This window comes from Guggenheimella bovis (genome assembly GCF_054492335.1).
Map to the genome: position 1 here is coordinate 95,213 of NZ_JBQWTF010000001.1, position 21,361 is coordinate 116,573.

The following is a 21,361-nucleotide window of genomic DNA, read 5'->3' on the forward strand; positions in this document are numbered from 1 at the left end:
ATCTAATTTTGCTGATGTGGCTCAATGGCAGAGCAGCGGTATCGTAAACCGCAGGTTGTCAGTTCGACTCTGACCATCAGCTCCAACAAAAAAAGACCTAATGGTCTTTTTTTCTTTGTAGAATTTGCTGTAGATCCTTCGTTACATAACGCGTCTTTTGATTCGTATAATTCACAAAACCCGTGGGGGAGCCACTGGGCTTTTTTACAAAAGAAAGCTTCGTATAATCGACAGGAACGTTAGGGCTCTCCGAAGCCTTTGAAAAATGGGCTGCGAGCATTGCACCAAAGTGAATGTGGTCTTCTTTTAAATTCTCTAAGGGAGCATCTGCTAGTACGTGACTACCAGGGATGTTTTTCGCATGAAACCAGGTCCTGTTCTTATTTTTCGAACGGATGGAGAGCGCTTCATTCTGTGAGCTATTCTTACCGACGTAAAATCTAATTCCCTCGTATTCAAAGAGATGCGGCTTACTTTGCTGTTCTTTCGCTTGAACTCTTTTCTTTTTGATGACACCGATCCGTACGAGCTCCGATCGCACTTCATCGATCTCTTCTTTCGTCGATAGCTGAGAGAGATCGTATTGAATTTGAGCTAATATTTCAAGTTCCTTGTCGGCTTCTTCAAGTTGCTCCTTGACGTAGTTTTGCCCACGCAGTTCCTTACGGTAGCGCTCGTGGTAATAAATGGCATTTTGTACAGGAGTCTTTTGTGGATCGAGTGGAATGAGAATCTCCTCATCTGATTCAAAATCCTTTGCGAGAAGCTCTTTTTCATGTCCCTTTAAAAGATAGAGATTCGCATAAATGAGATCTCCATAGAGTCGATAGCGATCGCAAAGCTCGAAGTCCTTAAGCGTCTTAAAGAGCTTTTCTTTTTTTAGCTCCAACGAATCGATTCGTCCCTTTACAAGGTGTAAGAAATTCTTCGCAGCTTCTGGTGCCGTATTCTCTTTCTTTCTCGAAGCATAGAAGAGTTCCATGGCTTCAGAGAGGGAAGAGACCTCTTTGGTTTCAAGCTTCTCATTCTCAAAGGAATGAAAGTCAACAATCTGATCTTCTTTTAGGTAAAGCGTAGGTGATTTTTGTTCTAATAAGAAGCGATGAACGTCAGCAAAGGTTCCACTCTTTACATTATCCGGTAGGAGTTTAATGAGCCTCTTATGAAAGCCTTTAAAGTCTAGGGCTCTCGTTTCATCAAAGGGCTCATAAACATCCTTACAGACCTCTTTATCGCTCTTAAGTACTTCATACTTCTCATGCGTCAAAACGAGATGGCTTTCATTCGAAGAGAGCTTTATCGCCCTTAAGACCACATCCTCTTCATCGGTTAGGATCATGTTGCTGTGGCGACCCATGAGCTCGATATAGAGACTCCATTCGACCGTTTCAAAGAGTTGGTTTGATGAGAGAAGTTTAAACTTCACCGTGCGATCAAAAAACATCTGCTCGATCGAAAGGATCTTGGCGTTTTCGAGGGCACTTCGCCAAGGCATTAAGTGAGCGGGTTGAATGTATTTTAAGTCGGGTTTACTTGAAAGAAGCCCAAGATGGTAGCTCTCTGCTCCCAGGTCTATGAGTAGAAACAGATCGCCCTTGAATTTTAAAACGAATTTATTTCCTTCTGCCATCCAAAGCTTTTGAACGCGTTGATTTAAAAGCACGTTCGCTTCTAGGATCCAGTTTTCTATAAAATAACTATCAAACATAATGTACCTCTAACACATCATAGCACACGCATTTGACAGCGTGTTATTTTATGATAAAATTAGAGAAACATAAGATGTAACCATGGAAATCGGTGTGAATCCGATACGGTCCGGCCACTGTGATTCGAAAGATAAGTCAGATACATGGAAAAACTATCACTCACCAGGAGATGAGCTAGCTTGCTTCCCTGGTGGAAGCATTTTTTAATTTTAGGAGAAAACATGAAAAAGAAACTGTCACTACTACTCGTCGTCTTAATGATTGTCACTGGACTCGTCGCATGTACGAAAGCGGTTCCATCAGGTGAGCCACAAAGTACAGAAACAGTAACACCTCAAGAATCTACAGAACCTGTCAGTGAATCCGCTGAACCCATTAAAGTAACAGATTCTTTAGGTACAGAAGTAACCTTTGAAAAGCCTGTAGAAAAGGTGGTATCTCTCGCTCCAAACATGACAGAGATTCTCTTTGCTGTAGGCGCTGGAAAGCAAGTCGTTGGACGCACAGATTACTGTGAATATCCAAAGGAAGCAGCTGAGATTCCAAGTATCGGTAGCATGCTTGAACCAGATGTAGAAAAGATTATTACAGCGAAGCCTGATGTCGTACTTCTAGCAAACCCCAATGAAGAAGTGACGAAGAAGTTAGCTGAAGCTGGCGTAAAGGCTCTTGTTTTACAAAATGCAACAAAAGTCGATAAGACATTCGAAATAATCGAAACAATCGCGAACCTCACTGGTCATAAAGAAGAAGGCCAAAAGGTCACAGCTGACATGAAAGCCAAAATCGAAGAAGTAGCAAACATGGTAAAGGATGCTACACCAGTTACAGTCTATTATCCAGTAAGCGTTGGTAAGGATGGTGACTTTGCAGCAACAGGTGATACCTTCATCCACGACATGCTAATGATCGCTGGTGGAGATAACATTGCGAAGGATGCTCAAGGTTGGAGCTTTAACCTCGAATCGATCATTAAGGGAAATCCTCAAGTGATCATTGTAGGACAGGGCATGGGTGTCAAAGAGAAGCTTCAAGAAACAGATGGTTATAAGGATTTAACTGCTGTTAAAGAAGGAAAAATCTTTGAGATCGAAGCTGACCTTTTAGAGATCCAAGGACCTCGCATTGCGGAAGGTATCTTAGAGCTTGCTAAGATCTTACATCCAGACTTGGTGAAATAATGATTCGCTCCAAAAAAGCCGGACTGATTTTTATTAGTCTGGCTTTTATCCTCATATTTATCGCTTCCCTTATCATAGGTTCAGAATCGATCTCTCTAAAAGAAATCTTTACACCCACCGATGAAACAGCGAGGCTCATTTTATTCAAGCTAAGGCTTCCAAGAGCCATTGCAGCTGTCCTCATCGGCATGGGTCTTGCATCGAGCGGAGCTGTCTTTCAGTCGGTACTAAATAATCCCATGGCAGACCCCTACATGTTAGGTGTGAGTGCCGGTGCAGCCCTAGGAGCAAGCGTAAGCTTCATCCTAAACGGAGGAGCTATTTTAACACTTCTACTATCCTTTGGAGGTGCCATCGGTTCTGTCCTTATAGTCTTTTCCATCGGGAAAAAAAGAGGGCTTCTAAACGGCACCACGCTCATCTTAGCAGGTATCGCATTGAGCTTTCTCCTAAGTAGTACGACGAGCCTCATCGTCGCTCTTAATAGAGAGCGGATGGAACGCATCATCTTTTGGACCATGGGAAGCTTAAACGGGATTCAAATGAAAGAACTTACGTATCTATCGGTTCCTTTAATCCTAGGTAGCCTTTCTTTTCTTTTCTACTGGAAAGACTTAAACCTACTTTACTTGGGAGAGGACCGTGCCAAAGCGAGCGGCGTCGATACAGAAAGAAGAAAGCTTGAGCTACTACTCATTTCGTCTCTTGTAACGAGTGTAGCTGTAAGTCTCGGAGGAATCATAGGATTCGTCGGACTCATTGTACCGCACATGGCAAGACTTCTCGTGGGAAACGACCATAAACTCTTACTTCCAACGACACTTCTTACAGGAGCGACTTTCTTACTCCTCTCAGATACGATCGCAAGGACCATCGTTTCTCCCATGCAACTACCGATCGGTGTCGTTACGAGCTTTTTAGGGGCGCCGTATTTCATCTATCTTTTAAGGAAAAAGCAATGATCGAAGCAAAGAATCTCTCGATTACGATCGATGACAAACCGATTCTAAAAAATCTAAATTTTAGCCTTAAAAAAGGATCACTTGTGAGTATCCTCGGCGAAAACGGCGTAGGAAAGACGACGCTCATAAAAGCCATCGCAGGCATCCTTCCTTACGAAGGAAGTCTAACGCTAGATGGGGCAGAGATTAAAAGCTTTTCTTCAAAAGAGAGGGCAAAACGATTCTCCTACTTAGAGCAGCTTCAAACGACAGTCTTCGATCTCACCGTCTGGGAATACGTTAGCTTTGCTCGCTACGTGCATACCGATTCCTTCCATGATCTTTCCAAAGAAGATCTTGAAATCGTAGACTACTATATCGATCTACTGAAACTAAACGCCTTTAGAGACCGCTCCTTAAAAGCCTTAAGTGGGGGAGAACGTCAGAGAGTCATGATCGCATCGGCTTTTACACAGTCGACTGAAATTCTTCTTTTAGATGAACCGATCAGTTTCTTAGACATCAGCATGCGCTATGAAATGCTGGAAGAAATTGTCACCCTTGGTAAGAAGGAAGGAAAGACGATTTTAAGCGTTATGCATGACATCGATCTTTCCGACCGTTACTTTGACCAAGCACTCGTCTTAAAAGAAGGGACACTTTATTCTTATGGCCCGAGTCAGGAAGTCATTACCCCAAAGATGCTTCAGGAGGTCTTTTCTATCGATGCAGAAATTCTAGAAAAGGACGAAGAACGCTTCTTTTTGATATCTGCAAAACGTTAGCGAACACAACATTATTACAATACTGTGTCAAATATTACGTAATCTAAAGTCCAGGTTCTTTATTTATTTTTTGAGAGCGCTTCACGTCAATTCTTTTTGAGTGAAGCGCTTCCTTTTTCTATTTACCATTTCTCTAAGTGCTAATATATCAACGTTTGTAAGCCTTAAAAACTAATCCTAAAAAGGTCCGAAAGGTTCATATCGAGTCACTCAATATGTAACAATCGATTGTATACAGTTGGCAAAGGCTATGAATTAATCTGTGTTTTTTCCAAAAAACTCATTGACAATCTCAAAATTTGTAATAGAATACTTCCATATGGAGGAACAACTATGAAAAAAACGTTATCAATTCTATTAATTCTTGCACTTGTACTCGTCGGTGTTGTTGCATGCCAACAAAAACCAGCTGAGTCACAAGAGCCAGCCGCTTCTTCAAACGAAGCAACAAGTCAACCAGCACCAGCTCCAGCTCCAGCTGAAAACGGTGCAACACTCAAAGACGGTACATACTTCGCTACTGGCGACAACTTCGATGAAAAGACAGGTTGGAAAGACGCCGTTCTTCTCGTTGTAAAAGACGGCAAGGTAGAATCAGCAAACTGGAACGCTATCAGCAACAAAGTCGGTTACGACAAGAAAACAGCTGTAAAGCTCGGAAAGTATCCAATGGTTGCTGCTGGTAAAGCACAAGCTGATTGGGACGTTCAAGCGAAGGCTGTTGAAGACTACTTCGTAGCGAACCCTGATCCTGAAAAGATCACTTACAAAGACAACGAAGGTCATACAGACGCTATTAGCGGTGTATCCATTCACGTAAACGGATTTTTCGATGTAGCTAAAAAAGCTCTTGCTCAAGGACCTGTTGAAAAGGGACCTTACACAGATGGTTCATACCATGCTGAAGACGAAGACTTCGGTGAAACAGGTTGGAAAGAATTCGTCGATGTAACAGTAATGAATGGTAACATCGTAAGCGTTAAATGGAATGGTCTTAACAAAGATAATCCGGAACTTGATAAGTTAACAGCAGTAAAAGAGGGTAAATACCCAATGGTTGCTAAAGGTGGTGCAAAGGCTGAATGGGATGTTCAAGCACAAGCTGTTGAAAGCTTCTTACTTGAAAAGCAAGATCTTGCTTCCATCACATACTCAGACGCTGAAGGCCACACAGATGCTATCAGTGGTGTATCCATTCATGTCAAGAACTTCTTTGAATTAGTTAAGAAAGCGCTTGGAATGTAATAATGAAAGGGCCATAGGCCCTTTTTTTTTGGAGGAATTTTGAAACGAATCGTCATTTGTCTACTTGCACTCTTTCTCATAGGTTGTCAAGAAAATAAACCCGTAAGTTTTGAATATCGAGAGTTTTTCGCTATGGATACAGCCATGCGTATTCAGCTCTACGATCATGGGACCGAGGAGAACTTTAAAAAGCTTGAAACGCGCGTAAGAGAGATTGAAAATACGCTCTCAACGACCGTAAAATCGAGCGACATCTATAAACTAAATAACAATCCAGAAAAGATTCTCCTAAATCCAGATACCTATGCCTGCTTAGAGGCGGCAAAGGCTATGTACGATCGAACGGGTGGTGCCTTTGATCCAACCATTCGTCCCGTTGTGACGCTTTGGAACATTGGAACGGAGAGTGCGAGAGTTCCCGCTCAAGCTGAAATTGACGATGCCTTAAAGCACGTTGATGGATCAAAGCTTCAATTACAGAAGGAAATGAAACTTCCAGAAGGTATGAAGCTAGAACTCGGAGCGATTGCAAAGGGCTATACAGCAGATGAGTTACGTAAGACTGCGGAGAGTTTAGGCATTCGAAATGCCATCTTTAACCTCGGTGGAAACGTACTCGTCATGGGAAGTAAGAACGGACAAGACTTTAAGGTTTCGATTCAAGATCCAAACGAGGAGCAAAATAGCTTCTTCTGTACCGTAACAGGAACTGACTTTACGGTCGTTACGAGTGGAGACTACGAACGTTATTTCATGGTAGGGGATAAGAGGTATCATCACATCCTTGATCCTAAGACAGGGTACCCTTCCGATAATGACTTACGTAGCGTATCGATCGTAACAAAGAGCTCAACCCTAGCAGATGGTTTTAGTACTTCTCTTTTTGTCATGGGACTAAAAGATGGACTGGCTCTAGCAAAGAAGACGCCTGAAATTGGCGTGATCTTTGTAACAAAGGACAATCGGGTTATTATTACTGACAATCTAAAGGATCGATTTACCCTCGATAATACAAACTACAAGCTAATTGTAGGAAAGGAGAACGAATGAAAGAGATCGTCGTACTGGGAGCTGGTTACGGCGGCATATTGACAGCGAAAAAGCTGGCAAAGCGCTTAAAACACGAAGATGTAAAAATTACGCTGATCGATAAGAATACGTATCATACGATGCTAACAGAACTTCATGAGGTCGCTTGTGAACGCGTACCGAATGAAGCCATTCGAATTGATCTTCAGAAGGTCTTTGCTCGTAGAAATGTCAATGTCGTTCATGACCTCATCGAAACGATCGACTTTGATCAAAAGAAGATGAAGGGCACGAAGGGCGATTACTCCTACGACATGCTCGTCATCGCATCAGGATCTAAACCAACCTTCTTTGGTACACCAGGGGTTGAAGAAAATGCCTTTAAGCTATGGAGCTTTGAGGATGCTGTTACGCTTAAAAATCAAATTCACGACGCTTTTCAAAAGGCATCGGTTGAATTAAACGAAGAAAAAAGAAAAGAACTCTTGACCTTTGTCGTCATCGGCTGTGGATTCACAGGTATTGAATTTATCGGTGAACTCGCTGAGTTCAGAGATCGCCTCTGTCAAATCTATGGTATCGATCAGAAGGAAGTTCGCCTCGTCGCTTGCGATATGGCACCAAAGATTCTTCCGATCTTTGACGACGTCGTCATTGAAAAAGCTAAGCGTTACTTAGAAAAGATGAACGTCGAGATGATCTTAGGTGCTAAGATTACAGGCGTGACGGGTTCTAGCGTAGATTTTGATGGTAGAGAACCCATCCGTACAAAGACTGCTGTTTGGGCTGCAGGTATTGAAGGAAGCGACCTCATGGGTGCGATTGACGCTCCAAAGAATGGTCGTGGACGCATCGAAACCGATGAATTCCTTCGCATGAAAGGCCGTGAAGAAGTCTATGTCACAGGCGATAACATCTTCTACATCGCACCTGGTGAACAACGTCCAGTTCCTCAGATGGTTGAAAACGCGGAACAATCGGCTGAAATTGTCGCTAAAAACATCGTTTCAACCGTTAAGGGAACAGCTTTGACAGCCTATGAACCGAACTTCCACGGCGCCATGGTTTGTATCGGTGGTCGCTACGGTGTCGCACAGCTCAATACAAAGAAGAAAAAGTTCCACTTAAGTGGCTTCTTTGCAATGTTTGTAAAGCACTTTATTAACATCATATACTTCTTACAAGTAGCTGGCTTTAATAAGATTTGGACCTATCTAAGTCATGAATTCTTTGATGTTCCAGATAGAAGATCTTTTGTCGGTGGACTCCTATCAAAGCGTTCCTCAAACCTCGTACTCGTTCCACTTCGAATCTTTTTAGGTGTGAAGTGGCTACAAGAGGGCTTAAATAAGTTCCCGAGAATTCAAGCGAACCCGAACGACATCTTCCTCATTCCTAAGAAGACTGCACAAGTCTTTTCTATGATGGGTGGAGGAGATGCAGCAAGTAGCGCATCACAGGCAGCGGCTGAAGCACCTAAAGCTCTACCAGTTCCTGACTTTATTAAGGCGATCAGCGACTGGTTTATGGATCTACTCTTTTATAATCCAGACGGATCTTACACAGCACTTGCACCAATTTTCCAAGCCTTTATGGTCGTCATGGAAATTGGTATTGGTCTCGCACTCATCGCAGGTCTCTTTACCTTCCTCGCATCCTTTGCATCGATGGGTATGGCCTTTATGATTTACTTAAGCGGTATGGCAAGCGCAGAAATGCTTTGGTATTTCTTCTCAGCACTCGCAGTTCTTTTAAGCTCTGGTAGCGTCATCGGTCTCGACTATTGGGTCATTCCGTGGCTTAAGGAGCGCTGGAAGAAATGGGGCTGGGTCAAGAAGTGGTATCTCTTTACGGATCGACAACGAGGCTTTTAATTGCATTCCTTTCAAACTGAACTGGAAAAAATCTTAAAAATAATTGAAGAACACGCCATGACAGGGAATCGTCTATTAGACGATTCCCTCCATGACGTTACCGATCACCCTGGTAAGCTTTTAAGGCCTCTTTTGCACCTTGCGAGTGCACACTACGCAAAGAAGAAGGTAGACCTAGAAGTCGCAGCTTCCATTGAGATGCTTCACTTAGCTTCTCTCATTCACGACGACATCATCGACGAAGCCAAGCTTCGAAGAAACCTTCCTACAATTCAATCGAAGTACGGAAAAGACTATGCCGTCTACATGGGAGACTACCTTTTAAGCTCGGTTCTTGTGCTTTTAGCATCGACGGACCTAGAAAAGGAGCACCTCGGTGAAATTGCCAAGGTCATGAATCGTATGTGTGTCTCTGAGATGAAGCAATATCACGCTCGTTACCACTACGATCTACGTAAGAGAGACTACTTAGATATCATCTCAGGAAAAACCGCCGCCCTCTTTTCATTAGCCATGGGAAGTGCTGTCACAGATGAATTAAAGCCGCTCTTTTTAAAGGCCGGATATCTCTTAGGGATCGCTTTTCAGCTTCAAGATGACCTTCTTGACTTTAAGGGTGATGAACTCGTCGTAGGGAAGGACTTAAAGAGGGATCTTTTGATGGGTTATTACCATCTTCCGATCATTCACTCACTATCCTTGGATGACCGCATGAAAAAGGCTCTAGAGGGTGAAATCGATTTAAAAGAGATTGAACACATCCTCATTGAAAACAAAAGCATCGAATACACAGAGAAACTAACTGAAGCGTACTTTACGAAGTGCATCAAGCTTCTTGAAACGCTTCCTGAAACAGAGGAGAGAAAAGATCTAATCGATCTCATCCTGACCATTACAAAGAGGAATAACTGATGTTTCGATCCTACTTAAATCTCGTAGAAATTAGAACCAAGGTAGCTAGTGTCTTTCCTATGCTCTTTGGTTTTTTCTTAATGCTTCAAAAAGGCATCTTTCGCCCTATAGAAAGTCTTCTTTTCTTTCTAAGTCTCGTCACGCTCGACATGGCGACGACCGTTTGGAATAACGTTCAAGATGAAAATAAGGTGGAGGAGAGCTTTAATTACCGAGAGCTCAATCCTGTCATGACAGGAAGAATTCCTCGAAAAAAAGCCTATGGACTCTACTTCTTTTTACTAGTAATTAGCTTTATTACGGGACTTTTACTGGTCCTAAGAACCGATATCTACGTCCTTTTACTGGGCCTTTTAAGCTTTTTTGTAGGCTTTTTATATTCCTATAAGCCCTTGGCATTAAATCGCTTACCGATTGGTGAACTCGTCAGTGGATCGGTCATGGGATTTGGTATTGTTTTCCTTTCGTGTTATATTCAATTAAGTAATCCTAAACTCTTCTTTTACGAAGAAGGGTACTTTACGATCCATCTTTTAGAAATGGTGAAGCTTCTTCTTCATGGCTTGCCGTTCTTCTTTCTCATCGCAAACATCATGCTCATGAATAACACCTGTGACATCGAAGAGGACGCCTTAGTCGGAAGAAAAACACTTCCTACTCTCATCGGAAGAAAGAATGCCACAGCGCTCGTGATCCTAAACATGCTCGCTGTGTATGTGAGTATCGTTTTTAACGTAGCATTAGGTCTCTTTCCTAGGAGTCTTTTACTATCGCTCGTTACGGCCTTTTGGACCGTAAGAAATACGATTACTTTTCAGAAAAATCCCAGTAAGGAGCATACCTTTAAGTATGCGATTATTAACTTCTTTATCGTGAGCTTGACGCTCATGGTCTTATTAATGGTGAAACTGTGACAAAGATAAAAACCCCTGATATCGTCGTAGGAGTGCTTTTCATCCTCCTTGCGATGGCACTTCTTTACGTCAACGCGACGCTTCGAACGAGTGTCGGTGAACGCGTTGAAGTGAGTTTTGAAGGAAAAGTTATCAAGGTACTCCCTTTAAATGAAGATACGATCTATCGAATCGATCACGACGGACACATTAACGTCGTAGAAATTCGAGAGGGTAAGTGCTACATGAAGGAAGCCAACTGCAGAGATCAGCTCTGCGTAAATAGTCGCCCTATCAAGATTACAGGGGAGACTATCATTTGTCTTCCTCATCGAATTAGCCTTCGTGTCGTAGGTGGAGAAGGAGAGGTCGATGCGTTCAGTCGCTAGAAGTACGAAAGAATTTACCTTGATGTCTATACTCATTACGATCGCGCTCGTGCTTGGTTACATGGAGCGCTTTCTTCCTGTGTCTGGAATACCAGGTGTAAAACTAGGACTTGCAAATATCGTTAGTCTCATCGGTATCATCGTCCTACCCTTTAGACAAGTTCTCATCGTCGTCGTTCTTCGAGTCGTGATGCTTAGCTTCTTTGGAGGAAGTGCTGTGAGCTTTCTCTATAGCTTTTCTGGGGGCGTTTTAGCGCTCATTGTCATGTATCTACTCGTTCGTTTTGGTCGTAAAATTTTTAGTTTTGTAGGTATCAGTATCATCGGTGCTTTTGCACACAATACAGCTCAGATGATCGTACTCGGTATCTTAATGAAAAGCTTTTTTATTCCATTAAATTATTATCCGCTTCTTATTCTTGCTTCCGTCGTCACAGGTGCTGTGACGGGCTTTGTCACGTCAACTTTTTTTTCTCATATTGAACACATTCCTCTTCTTGACAAGCCAAGGTTCGATATTTCATAATTTGCATGAAAGCCGTTAGAAGCTTTCAATTTTTGGTATGTATGAAACAACTGAATAGGAAAGTGAGGCTACTATGAAAAAAACACCCCTCTATGATGAGCACGTTCGTTTAGGCTCAGACATCGTAGAATTTGCTGGTTGGCAAATGCCAATGACATACACATCTCTTGTAGATGAACACGAGTCGGTCCGGGAAAGTGCAGGAATTTTTGACGTCTCCCACATGGGAGAGATTCGAATCAAAGGTGAAGATGCCGAAGCATTCGTCTCTCACATCTTTACAAATGACGTCGAAAATCTAAACGACAACCAGATCAACTACGGTTTCTTACTCTACGAAGACGGTGGTATCGTCGATGACCTCTTAGTCTACCGATTTTCAAAAGAACACTTCTTACTCGTGGTAAACGCTTCCAATGTCGACAAGGACTTCGAATGGATTACTTCTAAAAAAGAAGGTTTCGACGTTGAAGTCGTAAACGAAAGCGATATTACAGCAGAAGTTGCTCTACAAGGTCCAAAGGCTCAAGAGATTCTTCAAACGCTTACCGATACGCCGCTCGATTCGATTGCTTTTTTCCACTTCTTAGATGATGTATCCATCGCTGGAAAGAAAGCACTTGTCAGTCGAACAGGTTATACCGGTGAAGATGGCTTTGAAATCTATACGAGTAACGAAGACATCACGACCGTTTGGCAAGAGATCTTAAAAGCTGGTGGAGAGCGCGTGAAGCCAACAGGACTCGGTTGCCGCGATACGCTTCGCTTTGAAGCAGCGCTTCCTCTTTATGGAAATGAGCTATCAAAGACGATTACTCCCATTGAAGCAGGCTTTGGCTTCTTCGTTCGTAAGACCGGCGGATTTATCGGCGACGATCGCATTGAAAAGGACCGTGCAGAAGGGGCTCCACGTAAGATCGTAGGCCTCGAGATCCTTTCAAAGGGAATTGTTCGACACGGCTATCCAGTACTCAACAAAGAAGGCGAGACCATCGGTGAGATCACAACCGGATATTTCTCACCGACACTTAAGAAAACGATTGCGAATGCGCTGATCGATGCCAAGTATGCAAAGCTCGGCGAGCCGCTTTACGTTATGATGCGTAACAAACAGCTAGAAGCTGTTCAAGTTAGTAAAAAATTTCTACAAAAAAAGACCAAATAATTAGGAGGAATCATGGCAAATCTTTATTTTACAAAGGAACACGAATGGGTGCTCGTTAAAGGAAATCTCGCTTACATCGGAATCACCGATTATGCAGCTGAAAAGCTCGGTGATATCGTTTTCGTAGAGCTTCCTGAAGTCGACGATGAGATTGAAGCAGGAGACGCTTGTGGTGTCATCGAATCCGTTAAGAGCGCTAGCGACATCTTTAGTCCCGTTACAGGTAGAGTTGCAGAGATCAACGAAGACCTCGAAGACTCCCCAGAAAACATCAATGAAGACGCTATGGATTGCTTCGTTTATGCAGTAGAAATGACAGATCCATCTGAACTCGACGAACTCATGGATGAAACGGAATATAAAGATTTCATCGGAGAAGAATAATGTATCGCTATATCCCGAGCGCTGGAAGGAATGGCCAAGCGCTCTTAGAAGAGCTTAACGTTTCTTCTGTCGATGAGCTGTTTAAGGATATTCCAGAGCATCTTCGCTTTGAAGGCGAACTCGATCTTCCGGAATCAAAGAGCGAACTCGAAGTGCTTCGAACGATGAGCGACTATGCGAACGAATCGGTCTCTCAAAGTAGCTTTGCGTCCTTTTTAGGAGCAGGCGTCTACGATCACTTCCGTCCACTTATTATCGATCACATCATCGGTAGAAGTGAGTTCTATACGGCCTATACGCCTTATCAAGCTGAAATTAGTCAAGGTACCCTTCAGGCGATCTTTGAGTACCAATCGTTCATCTCCGATCTCACAGGAATGCCTGTATCAAACGCTTCCATGTACGACGGATCAAATGCATGCGTAGAAAGTCTTCTTCTTGCTATAAATAATGACCGCAAGGCGACAAACGTTCTCGTGAGTGAAGGCGTAAACCCTGAAGTTTTAGCAGTTATTAAGACCTATCTACAATTTAGAGATATCGAAGTCAAGATGGTTCCATTAAAGGACGGCGTGACGGATCAAGAGAAGCTCAGTGAGCTCCTCGAAGGATCTCCTTCCTGCTTCCTCTTCCAAAACCCCAACTACTTTGGTGGAATTGAAACCATGGCTCCTTTAGCATCCATGTGTAAAGAGAAAAAAGTACTATCGATCGTTAACGTCGACCCCATTAGCTTAGCTGTCATTGAAGCTCCTGGAAAGGTCGGTATCGACATCGTCGTAGGAGACGGTCAAAGTCTCGGTAACGGCATGAACTTCGGTGGACCTTACTTAGGCTTCATGGCTGTTACGGATAAGCTCGTTCGAAAGATCCCAGGTCGTATCGTAGGTCTTACGAAAGACGCGAGAGGAGAGAGGGCGTTTGTCCTTACACTTCAAGCGAGAGAGCAACACATCAGACGCTATAAAGCGACGAGTAACATCTGCTCCAACCAGTCCTTAAATACACTCGCTGCTTCCATTTATCTCGTTACCATGGGTAAGACGGGTCTAAAAGAAGTGGCTGTTCAAAGTCACTCGAAGGCCACTTATCTTCGAAAGGGACTCATTGAAACAGGTCAATTTGAACCTGTATTTGAAGGACCCTTCTTTAAAGAATTTGCCCTTCGTTATAAAGGAAATCTCGACGCACTACTCGATGAATTAAAAAAACATGGCATTCTAGGTGGTGTACGTCTTTCTTCCGATACGCTTCTAATCGCTGTTACAGAAAAGCGCACAAAAGAAGAAATGGATCGTTTCATTGACGTCGTAAGGAGGTGTCAATAATGAGTTTCTATAACACCTTAATTTTCGAAAAGAGCGTACCTGGTCACGTAGGGTACTCGCTTCCAAAGCTCGATGTCGATGAAGTAAGTTTTGATGGTTTTCCAGAAGTAAGAGAAGAATTACCACTTCCTGAAGTTTCTGAAAATGAAATCATCCGCCACTACATCAACATGTCAAACAATAACTATCACGTCGATAAAGGATTCTATCCGCTCGGAAGTTGTACGATGAAATACAATCCGAAGATCAATGAAGACGTAGCTAAGATGAGTGGTATTTCAGATCTCCATCCACTTCAACCAGAGGAGACCGTGCAAGGTGCCCTTCACCTCCTCTATGATCTAAAAGAAAAACTTCTAGCCATCTCTGGAATGGACGATATGACGCTTGAGCCTGCAGCAGGAGCTCACGGTGAACTTACAGGACTTATGCTCATTAAAGCCTACCATCAGGATCGAAAGGACTTTGAACGCACAGAAATTATCGTTCCTGATACGGCCCATGGAACAAACCCTGCAACGGCTGCGATGGCAGGCTTTGACCTGATCGAAGTTCCATCCAATGAAGACGGTGGCGTAGATATTGAAAAGCTAAAGGCCAGTGTAAGTAATAAGACAGCTGGTCTCATGCTCACGAACCCATCAACATTAGGTCTCTTTGAAAAGCACATTGAAGAGATCGCTACGATCATTCACGATGCCGGAGGTCTCCTTTACTATGATGGTGCCAACATGAACGCTATCCTTGGTAAAGCACGTCCAGGAGACATGGGCTTTGACGTCATGCACTTTAACGTTCATAAGACCTTCTCAACGCCTCATGGTGGTGGAGGACCGGGAGCAGGCCCGGTGGGATGCAAGGCACACCTCGCACCATACCTCCCGAACCCAACGATCGTAAAGACCGATTCCGGCTATCACCTCGAATACGACAATCCCAAGTCGATCGGTAAGGTCAAAGCTTTCTACGGTAACTATGGCATTCTCGTTCGTACGCTAAGTTACATCATGACGCTTGGTAAAGACGGTCTAAAGGCGATTTCTGAGACGGCTGTACTCAATGCCAACTACCTCATGGAACGCTTAAAGAAGACGTATCATTTACCTTATGACATGACGTGTAAGCATGAGTTTGTCCTTTCTGGAATCAATGATGCTCCAGAGACCTCGACCTTAGATATTGCTAAGCGTCTTCTAGACTTCGGTTTCCATCCGCCGACCATTTACTTCCCGCTCATTGTGAATGGTGCGATCATGATAGAGCCCACGGAATCTGAAACCAAAGATACACTTGATCGCTTTGCAAGTGCCTTAGAACAGATCGCTGTTGAAGCCAAGGAAAACCCTGAGATCTTAAAAACAGCTCCTCATAACACGCCTGTAGGACGTGTCGATGAGGTCTATGCTGCAAAAGAGCTCATCTTAAAATACGGTGACATCAAATGATTGAGCTTTTAGGAAAGCCCTATCAAAAAGAAATTGAAAAAGAACTCAAAGAACAAGTCGAAGCCATGCAAGCCAGGGGAATCACTCCTGGCCTTGCATCGCTTCTTGTAGGAAATGATCCTGCGAGCCAAGTATACGTACGAAACAAGGAGCGAATGGCTGAAAAACTAGGCATCCGCTCTTTTCGTTACACGCTCCCAGAAGATGCTACAGAAGAAGAGGTTCTAAAGACAATTCAGGAGATCAACGAACATCCTGAGATCGATGGTCTTATCGTAGAACTTCCACTTCCTAAGGGAATCGATGAAAAGCGCGTGATCGATACGATTTCTCCTTTCAAGGACGTCGACTGCTTTACGCCAGAAAATGTAGGAAAGCTCTATCTAGGAGATCCTGTCTTTTCACCTTGTACGCCCTTAGGAGCGATCACTCTACTAAAAAGCTATGAAATTCCACTTGAAGGAAAGCACTGCGTCATCATAGGTCGCAGTAACATCGTCGGTAAACCGCTCGGTGCTATGCTTTTAAAAGAAAATGCTACGGTTACCATCGTTCACTCAAGGACCCAAAATCTTCCTGAGATTACAAAGACTGCAGATATCCTCTTTGTCGCCATCGGTAAAGCTCATTTCGTCGATGAAACGATGGTAAAAGAAGGTGCTGTTGTCGTCGATATCGGGATCAATTCGCTCGATGGAAAGCTCGTGGGAGACGCGAACTTCAGCCAACTAGAGCCTATTGTAAGTGCCATGACACCTGTACCAGGTGGTGTCGGCGTACTCACCAATATGATGCTCATGAAAAATACAATAAAAGCTTGTGAATTAAGGAGAGTCCATGAAAACCGACGTTGAATTAGCTAGAGAAGCGAAGATCCTTCCGATCGGAGAGATTGCAAAAAATCTCGGAATCGATGAGGATAAGCTCGAACTCTATGGAAAATATAAAGCAAAAGTAGATCTTTCGGCCTTTAAAGACCATGAACCGAAAGGAAAATTAATCCTTGTAACAGCCATCACACCGACACCGGCAGGAGAAGGTAAGACCACCGTAAACGTTGGTCTATCGATGGCACTCAATAAGCTCGGATATAAAGCTGTAACGACACTAAGAGAACCTTCCTTAGGCCCTTGCTTTGGTGTGAAGGGTGGAGCAGCAGGCGGTGGTATGAGTCAAGTGCTTCCTATGGAAGACATCAACCTCCACTTTACTGGTGACATTCACGCGATTACAGCAGCTAATAACCTCTTAGCTGCCATGATCGATAACTCGATCTTTCAGGGTAACCCTTTAAACATCGACGTTCGCCGTGTCGTATGGAAGCGTGCGATCGACATGAACGATCGAGCACTCAGAAACATCGTCATAGGACTCGGTGAAGCAACCGATGGCATTCCTCGTGAGGATGGTTTTAACATCTCTGTTGCGAGTGAAATTATGGCCATCATCTGTCTCGCTGAAAGCGTAGAAGACTTAAAACAACGCTTAGGACGCATGATTGTAGCCTTTACAAACGATAAATTGCCCGTCACCTGCGACGACTTAGAAGCCACAGGTGCGTTAAGTCTCTTACTGAAAGATGCCATTAAGCCAAACCTCGTTCAGACCATTGAAAACACACCAGCGATCATTCACGGTGGACCGTTTGCGAACATTGCTCATGGCTGTAATAGCGTCTTAGCGACGAAACTTGCACTGAGCTACGGCGATTATGTCGTCACGGAAGCAGGCTTTGGTGCAGACTTAGGAGCTGAGAAGTTCTTTGACATCAAGATGCGTCAAAGTGGACTCACACCAAGTGCTGTCGTATTAGTTGCGACCATTCGTGCTTTAAAGATGCATGGAGGTGTAGCAAAGACAGAACTTGCGACTGAAAACCTAGAGGCTGTAAAGAAAGGTCTTTGTAACCTTGAAAAGCACATGGAAAACCTCACGCTCTTTGGCGTTCCGTTTGTCGTTGCAATCAACGAATTCCCAACAGATACCGATGCTGAAAAGGAACTCGTCGTAGATTTCGTTAAGTCGAAAGGCATTCGAATCGCTCCATGTAACGTCTTCCAAAAGGGCTCAGAGGGTGGATTAGAGCTTGCTAAAAATGTGATCGAAGCAATCAATGATGAGAATCACTTTAAATACCTCTATGATTCGAACCTCTCTATCGCTCAAAAGATCGAAACGATCGCGAAAAAGATCTACGGAGCAAAGGCTGTAACCTTCCATTCAGAAGCCAAGACCATGCTTAAGCGCATTGATGAACTTGGACTCAATGACCTTCCCGTATGTATGGCGAAGACTCAATATTCCTTCAGTGATAATGCCAAACTCTACGGTCGACCTGAGGACTTTGAACTCACGATCCGTGAAATTCGAATCAGTAGGGGAGCAGGCTTCATCGTAGCTCTTACAGGCGTCATCATGACGATGCCAGGACTACCAAAGGTTCCTGCTGCCAATCACATGGACATTAAAGAAGATGGTGAAATTGTTGGACTCTTCTAGTCTTTTTGAAAGCACGCTTGAACAACTTAAAGAAAAACTTCCTGGATTTAAAGACTTTCGCTACAAGCAGCTCCATCACTGGTTTCACGACAAAGGTGTCACTGATCCGAAGCTCATGACGAACCTACCAAAAGACTTGTTAGAAGCGATGGAAAAGGTTTCCATTGCCCCAGAAGTCACTGTCGACAGAGTACTTGTGAGTGAAGATGGAACGAAGAAACTCCTCTTTAAATTAGGCGACGACTATGCCGAAGGCGTGCTCTTAAACTACCGCTATGGTACGAGCATGTGTATGTCGACACAGATCGGCTGTGCCATGGGCTGTGTCTTCTGTGCATCCACGAAAGGCGGTTTCATTCGAAACATCACACGCTTTGAGATGGAACGCATGCTTCAGCTTGCGAACGAATACTCGAATTCTAAGATCAATCACATCGTCTTTATGGGAAGTGGTGAACCACTCATGAACCTCGACGAGGTTCTTGGTTTTCTTCACTACCTAAAAGACAACGAGAGCTTCGGGATGAGCCTACGGAATATTACACTTTCCACGTGTGGTATCCCTGAAAAAATTCGTGAGCTATCAAAGAGTGGATTTCCTATCACGCTCGCTTTGAGTCTCCATTCACCCTTCGATATGTCTAGGCGAGAGATCATGCCCATCGCTAGAAAATACAGCATTTCCGAAGTATTAAAAGCAACTGATGAATATATTCAATCAGGAAATCGTCGTGTGACGATTGAAATGGCTCTTATTCAGGGTAAGAATGATAGTGAAGAGAATGCCCGGGAACTCTCTAGACTTATCAAGGAAAAGTTGTACCATGTCAATTTGATTCCTATCAATCCAGTGGAGGAAGTGAATTTTTCAGTTCCATCAACTGACGCGATTTCTAATTTTAGAAAAATCCTTGAAGGTAATCAAATTCATGTTACAATTAGAAGAGAACTTGGAAGCGACATTGCTGCAAGCTGTGGGCAGCTTCGCAACCGAGCCTTGAAAGAACAAAATAAAGATTAAGGAGATACGTATGGTACAAATTATTGCCGGTGAAACAGGGACAGGTAAATCAAAACGCCTCATCTCTCTAGCCAACGAAGCCGCAAAGCAATCTACTGGAAACATCCTTTTTATTGACGATGATAATCGAAATATTTTCGAGCTTGATCACGCTGTTCGCTTTATCAATCTTGAAGAGTTCAACATCGATCAACCAGCTACATTCTACGGCTTCATCTGCGGTCTCTTAAGTGGAGATTACGATATCGATACGATTTTCGTAGATGGTCTCGATTACATCAGCAGTATGGATCATAATCGCTTAGAAGAGATCTTTAAGACCTTAACTGAAATCTCCGGAAAACACGAAGTAAAATTCGTAATTTGTATCAACACTGACTTCGAAGATTTTAGTGACGATATCAAAAAGGCATTAATCTAAAGGACGAGCTTAGCTCGTCCTTTTCTTCATGAATGTATATAAACCGATCGACGCCGCCACGGTTAAGTTTAAGCTATCGATATCCTCACTCATCTCGAGTGTCACGGGAATCGTTTGTTTTCTTATCGCATCTTCTAAGCCGGTCGATTCATTACCTAAGACGAGTCCAAAGGGATTCGTCCTATCTATTTGTACTTCTTCAACATCTATCGCTTTACTCGTATAGAAAGAATAGAGCGTATGATCTTTAAAGCGCTCTCTGTAATCGGTAAAGCTTTGAAAACATTCGATTCGAACGCTAAAGAGAGATCCCATACTGGCACGTAAGACTTGAGGATTAAAAGGATCACAACAAGGCTCTATGAGAGCGATATCTTTAAAGCGAAAGCCCAGGGCACTCCTAATAATCGTTCCTAAGTTTCCAAAGTTTGAAGGGTTTACGAGGACGAGGTGATCCCCAGTAAAAATCTTTTCTTCATACTTTTTAAAGACGCCGATCACGAGCGTCTTTTCCGTATCACGAAGCTTTTCCACACTCTTTTTATCTTCTGTAAGTGGAACAGGGGAGATGGATTCGATCAAATGGTACAATTCATCACTCAGATCGGGATGAACGAGCACAGCCTCCACGGTATCTTTTTTATGTTTAAGTAATTCGATCGTCGGAAAAGGTCCTTGGGTGTAGGACCGATCGTCTTTTTTCTGATAACTCTTATAGGACATGTAAACCTTCTTACTGAATGCGTTTTTTTTATTGTATAATAATTATGAAGGCGATTCAAACGAATGAATGGGTTCTTACTAGGAGAAATCATGAAAACACCGATTGAAGATATCAGGGAGTGGAAACGTTTCTTTATTCCCTACGAACAAGCTGTCGAAGAGCTTAAGATTAAGTTTCGCTCCATTCGAAACGGATACCGCGAGGTGAGCGAATATTCTCCCATTGAATTTGTCACGGGACGAGTAAAAAAGCTTTCGAGCATTATAGAAAAAGCCAAGCGCTATGACATCGCTCTAAAAGATGTAGAAAACCTCATGGAAGACATTGCAGGGATTCGCATCATGTGTCAGCTCTTAGATGACATCTATACGGTCGTCGATCTTGTGAGAGAGAGAAATGGCTCTGACTTTGAAATTGTCTATGAGAAGGACTACATTCATGACTTTAAACAGAGTGGCTACAGGAGTTATCACATTGTGATTCGCTATCCTGTTCATACGGCCTTTGGTTTAAAGACGATTTTAGCTGAGATTCAAATTCGAACGCTTGCCATGAACTTCTGGGCGACGATCGAACACTCATTAAATTACAAGTACCGAGAAAATATTCCAGAGGACGTCAAGCGCAGACTTCAAAATGCTGCCGATGCCGTCTGGAGCTTAGATAATGAGATGCTTCAGATTAAAGATCAAATTATGGATTCTCAGGTGCTCTTTGAATACAATTCAAACATCGTCCGCTCGATTAGTGAAAGAATTCAAATCCTAAGATTAGCAAATGGAACGAGAGCCGATGAATTTGATGAGAGATTATCTGAGATTCTAGAAAGCGGACGTTACGACGAATTAGATTCACTTCTCGAGGAAGTGACAGAATGCCTTGAGAAGTGA

Annotated in this window: 21 protein-coding genes, 1 tRNA gene and 1 riboswitch; of the genes, 20 read left to right on the forward strand and 2 right to left on the reverse strand. The window is 43.2% G+C overall.

The window, feature by feature from the left end:
- Positions 1-10 precede the first annotated feature (10 nt).
- Positions 11-85, forward strand: a tRNA-Thr gene (locus ACUB3H_RS00550).
- Between the two features lie 12 nt (positions 86-97).
- Here ACUB3H_RS00550 and ACUB3H_RS00555 read toward each other — a convergent pair.
- Positions 98-1,708, reverse strand: coding sequence for an Rqc2 family fibronectin-binding protein (locus tag ACUB3H_RS00555; RefSeq protein ID WP_459128695.1), 1,611 nt, complete (start codon positions 1,706-1,708; stop codon positions 98-100).
- 29 nt (positions 1,709-1,737) lie between these two features.
- Positions 1,738-1,874, forward strand: a riboswitch (cobalamin riboswitch).
- Positions 1,875-1,930: 56 nt separating this feature from the next.
- On the opposite strand from ACUB3H_RS00555, the gene ACUB3H_RS00560 reads away from it, so the two are divergent.
- From ACUB3H_RS00560 to ACUB3H_RS00645, 18 genes are all read left to right on the forward strand, one after another.
- Positions 1,931-2,890 carry an ABC transporter substrate-binding protein gene (locus ACUB3H_RS00560; protein ID WP_459128696.1) on the forward strand — a complete coding sequence of 320 codons (960 nt, stop codon included), beginning with the start codon at positions 1,931-1,933 and terminating at the stop codon, positions 2,888-2,890.
- On the forward strand, positions 2,890-3,852 hold the full coding sequence (locus ACUB3H_RS00565) for a FecCD family ABC transporter permease (RefSeq protein ID WP_459128697.1): 963 nt from the start codon (positions 2,890-2,892) through the stop codon (positions 3,850-3,852). The genes ACUB3H_RS00560 and ACUB3H_RS00565 overlap by 1 nt, the downstream gene beginning before the upstream one ends.
- A complete protein-coding gene (locus tag ACUB3H_RS00570) occupies positions 3,849-4,616 on the forward strand; it encodes an ABC transporter ATP-binding protein (RefSeq protein ID WP_459128698.1) in 768 nt (255 codons plus the stop codon). Before ACUB3H_RS00565 ends, ACUB3H_RS00570 begins: the two co-directional genes overlap by 4 nt.
- 333 nt (positions 4,617-4,949) lie before the next feature.
- Positions 4,950-5,861, forward strand: coding sequence for a hypothetical protein (locus ACUB3H_RS00575; RefSeq protein ID WP_459128699.1), 912 nt, complete (start codon positions 4,950-4,952; stop codon positions 5,859-5,861).
- 39 nt (positions 5,862-5,900) lie between these two features.
- Positions 5,901-6,911, forward strand: coding sequence for an FAD:protein FMN transferase (locus ACUB3H_RS00580; protein ID WP_459128700.1), 1,011 nt, complete (start codon positions 5,901-5,903; stop codon positions 6,909-6,911).
- Positions 6,908-8,764, forward strand: coding sequence for an FAD-dependent oxidoreductase (locus ACUB3H_RS00585; protein WP_459128701.1), 1,857 nt, complete (start codon positions 6,908-6,910; stop codon positions 8,762-8,764). Before ACUB3H_RS00580 ends, ACUB3H_RS00585 begins: the two co-directional genes overlap by 4 nt.
- Before the next feature lie 57 nt (positions 8,765-8,821).
- Positions 8,822-9,676 carry a polyprenyl synthetase family protein gene (locus ACUB3H_RS00590; RefSeq protein WP_459128702.1) on the forward strand — a complete coding sequence of 285 codons (855 nt, stop codon included), beginning with the start codon at positions 8,822-8,824 and terminating at the stop codon, positions 9,674-9,676.
- Positions 9,676-10,590, forward strand: a complete 915-nt coding sequence (locus ACUB3H_RS00595; RefSeq protein WP_459128703.1) for a UbiA family prenyltransferase — start codon at positions 9,676-9,678, stop codon at positions 10,588-10,590. The genes ACUB3H_RS00590 and ACUB3H_RS00595 overlap by 1 nt, the downstream gene beginning before the upstream one ends.
- Entirely contained in the window at positions 10,587-10,958 is a 372-nt protein-coding gene (locus ACUB3H_RS00600; protein ID WP_459128704.1) for a NusG domain II-containing protein, read from the forward strand. The genes ACUB3H_RS00595 and ACUB3H_RS00600 overlap by 4 nt, the downstream gene beginning before the upstream one ends.
- The gene (locus ACUB3H_RS00605; protein WP_459128705.1) at positions 10,942-11,484 is read left to right on the forward strand and encodes a Gx transporter family protein; all 543 of its coding nucleotides are present in this window, start codon (positions 10,942-10,944) and stop codon (positions 11,482-11,484) included. The genes ACUB3H_RS00600 and ACUB3H_RS00605 overlap by 17 nt, the downstream gene beginning before the upstream one ends.
- Before the next feature lie 73 nt (positions 11,485-11,557).
- Positions 11,558-12,649 carry a glycine cleavage system aminomethyltransferase GcvT gene (gene gcvT / locus ACUB3H_RS00610; protein ID WP_459128706.1) on the forward strand — a complete coding sequence of 364 codons (1,092 nt, stop codon included), beginning with the start codon at positions 11,558-11,560 and terminating at the stop codon, positions 12,647-12,649.
- A gap of 12 nt (positions 12,650-12,661) precedes the next feature.
- Complete coding sequence (gene gcvH, locus ACUB3H_RS00615; protein ID WP_459128707.1) at positions 12,662-13,033, forward strand: glycine cleavage system protein GcvH; 372 nt, start codon at positions 12,662-12,664, stop codon at positions 13,031-13,033.
- On the forward strand, positions 13,033-14,361 hold the full coding sequence (gene gcvPA / locus ACUB3H_RS00620) for an aminomethyl-transferring glycine dehydrogenase subunit GcvPA (RefSeq protein WP_459128708.1): 1,329 nt from the start codon (positions 13,033-13,035) through the stop codon (positions 14,359-14,361). The genes gcvH and gcvPA overlap by 1 nt, the downstream gene beginning before the upstream one ends.
- Positions 14,361-15,806 (forward strand): aminomethyl-transferring glycine dehydrogenase subunit GcvPB, encoded by a 1,446-nt coding sequence (gcvPB, locus tag ACUB3H_RS00625; RefSeq protein ID WP_459128709.1) that lies wholly within the window; start codon positions 14,361-14,363, stop codon positions 15,804-15,806. The genes gcvPA and gcvPB overlap by 1 nt, the downstream gene beginning before the upstream one ends.
- Positions 15,803-16,660: a bifunctional 5,10-methylenetetrahydrofolate dehydrogenase/5,10-methenyltetrahydrofolate cyclohydrolase gene (locus ACUB3H_RS00630; protein WP_459128710.1), complete on the forward strand. Its 858-nt coding sequence runs from the start codon at positions 15,803-15,805 to the stop codon at positions 16,658-16,660. The genes gcvPB and ACUB3H_RS00630 overlap by 4 nt, the downstream gene beginning before the upstream one ends.
- A complete protein-coding gene (locus ACUB3H_RS00635; protein ID WP_459128711.1) occupies positions 16,644-18,305 on the forward strand; it encodes a formate--tetrahydrofolate ligase in 1,662 nt (553 codons plus the stop codon). Before ACUB3H_RS00630 ends, ACUB3H_RS00635 begins: the two co-directional genes overlap by 17 nt.
- Positions 18,289-19,326 (forward strand): dual-specificity RNA methyltransferase RlmN, encoded by a 1,038-nt coding sequence (rlmN, locus tag ACUB3H_RS00640; protein WP_459128712.1) that lies wholly within the window; start codon positions 18,289-18,291, stop codon positions 19,324-19,326. Before ACUB3H_RS00635 ends, rlmN begins: the two co-directional genes overlap by 17 nt.
- A gap of 10 nt (positions 19,327-19,336) precedes the next feature.
- Entirely contained in the window at positions 19,337-19,747 is a 411-nt protein-coding gene (locus ACUB3H_RS00645) for an ATP-binding protein (RefSeq protein WP_459128713.1), read from the forward strand.
- A gap of 9 nt (positions 19,748-19,756) precedes the next feature.
- Here ACUB3H_RS00645 and ACUB3H_RS00650 read toward each other — a convergent pair whose 3' ends face one another.
- The gene (locus ACUB3H_RS00650; protein ID WP_459128714.1) at positions 19,757-20,470 is read right to left on the reverse strand and encodes a TrmH family RNA methyltransferase; all 714 of its coding nucleotides are present in this window, start codon (positions 20,468-20,470) and stop codon (positions 19,757-19,759) included.
- Positions 20,471-20,560: 90 nt separating this feature from the next.
- On the opposite strand from ACUB3H_RS00650, the gene ACUB3H_RS00655 reads away from it, so the two are divergent.
- Positions 20,561-21,361: a GTP pyrophosphokinase gene (locus ACUB3H_RS00655; protein ID WP_459128715.1), complete on the forward strand. Its 801-nt coding sequence runs from the start codon at positions 20,561-20,563 to the stop codon at positions 21,359-21,361.

Bases quoted from the DNA above. Each gene is read 5' to 3' on its own strand.
- ACUB3H_RS00650 (WP_459128714.1), bottom strand. From the start codon at position 20,470: ATGTCCTATAAGAGTTATCAGAAAAAAGACGATCGGTCCTACACCCAA.
- gcvT (WP_459128706.1), top strand. From the start codon at position 11,558: ATGAAAAAAACACCCCTCTATGATGAGCACGTTCGTTTAGGCTCAGAC.
- ACUB3H_RS00605 (WP_459128705.1), top strand. From the start codon at position 10,942: ATGCGTTCAGTCGCTAGAAGTACGAAAGAATTTACCTTGATGTCTATA.
- ACUB3H_RS00560 (WP_459128696.1), top strand. From the start codon at position 1,931: ATGAAAAAGAAACTGTCACTACTACTCGTCGTCTTAATGATTGTCACT.
- ACUB3H_RS00590 (WP_459128702.1), top strand. From the start codon at position 8,822: ATGACAGGGAATCGTCTATTAGACGATTCCCTCCATGACGTTACCGAT.
- gcvH (WP_459128707.1), top strand. From the start codon at position 12,662: ATGGCAAATCTTTATTTTACAAAGGAACACGAATGGGTGCTCGTTAAA.
- ACUB3H_RS00555 (WP_459128695.1), bottom strand. From the start codon at position 1,708: ATGTTTGATAGTTATTTTATAGAAAACTGGATCCTAGAAGCGAACGTG.
- ACUB3H_RS00570 (WP_459128698.1), top strand. From the start codon at position 3,849: ATGATCGAAGCAAAGAATCTCTCGATTACGATCGATGACAAACCGATT.
- ACUB3H_RS00655 (WP_459128715.1), top strand. From the start codon at position 20,561: ATGAAAACACCGATTGAAGATATCAGGGAGTGGAAACGTTTCTTTATT.
- ACUB3H_RS00645 (WP_459128713.1), top strand. From the start codon at position 19,337: ATGGTACAAATTATTGCCGGTGAAACAGGGACAGGTAAATCAAAACGC.
- gcvPB (WP_459128709.1), top strand. From the start codon at position 14,361: ATGAGTTTCTATAACACCTTAATTTTCGAAAAGAGCGTACCTGGTCAC.
- ACUB3H_RS00630 (WP_459128710.1), top strand. From the start codon at position 15,803: ATGATTGAGCTTTTAGGAAAGCCCTATCAAAAAGAAATTGAAAAAGAA.
- ACUB3H_RS00575 (WP_459128699.1), top strand. From the start codon at position 4,950: ATGAAAAAAACGTTATCAATTCTATTAATTCTTGCACTTGTACTCGTC.
- ACUB3H_RS00565 (WP_459128697.1), top strand. From the start codon at position 2,890: ATGATTCGCTCCAAAAAAGCCGGACTGATTTTTATTAGTCTGGCTTTT.
- ACUB3H_RS00635 (WP_459128711.1), top strand. From the start codon at position 16,644: ATGAAAACCGACGTTGAATTAGCTAGAGAAGCGAAGATCCTTCCGATC.
- gcvPA (WP_459128708.1), top strand. From the start codon at position 13,033: ATGTATCGCTATATCCCGAGCGCTGGAAGGAATGGCCAAGCGCTCTTA.
- ACUB3H_RS00585 (WP_459128701.1), top strand. From the start codon at position 6,908: ATGAAAGAGATCGTCGTACTGGGAGCTGGTTACGGCGGCATATTGACA.
- ACUB3H_RS00595 (WP_459128703.1), top strand. From the start codon at position 9,676: ATGTTTCGATCCTACTTAAATCTCGTAGAAATTAGAACCAAGGTAGCT.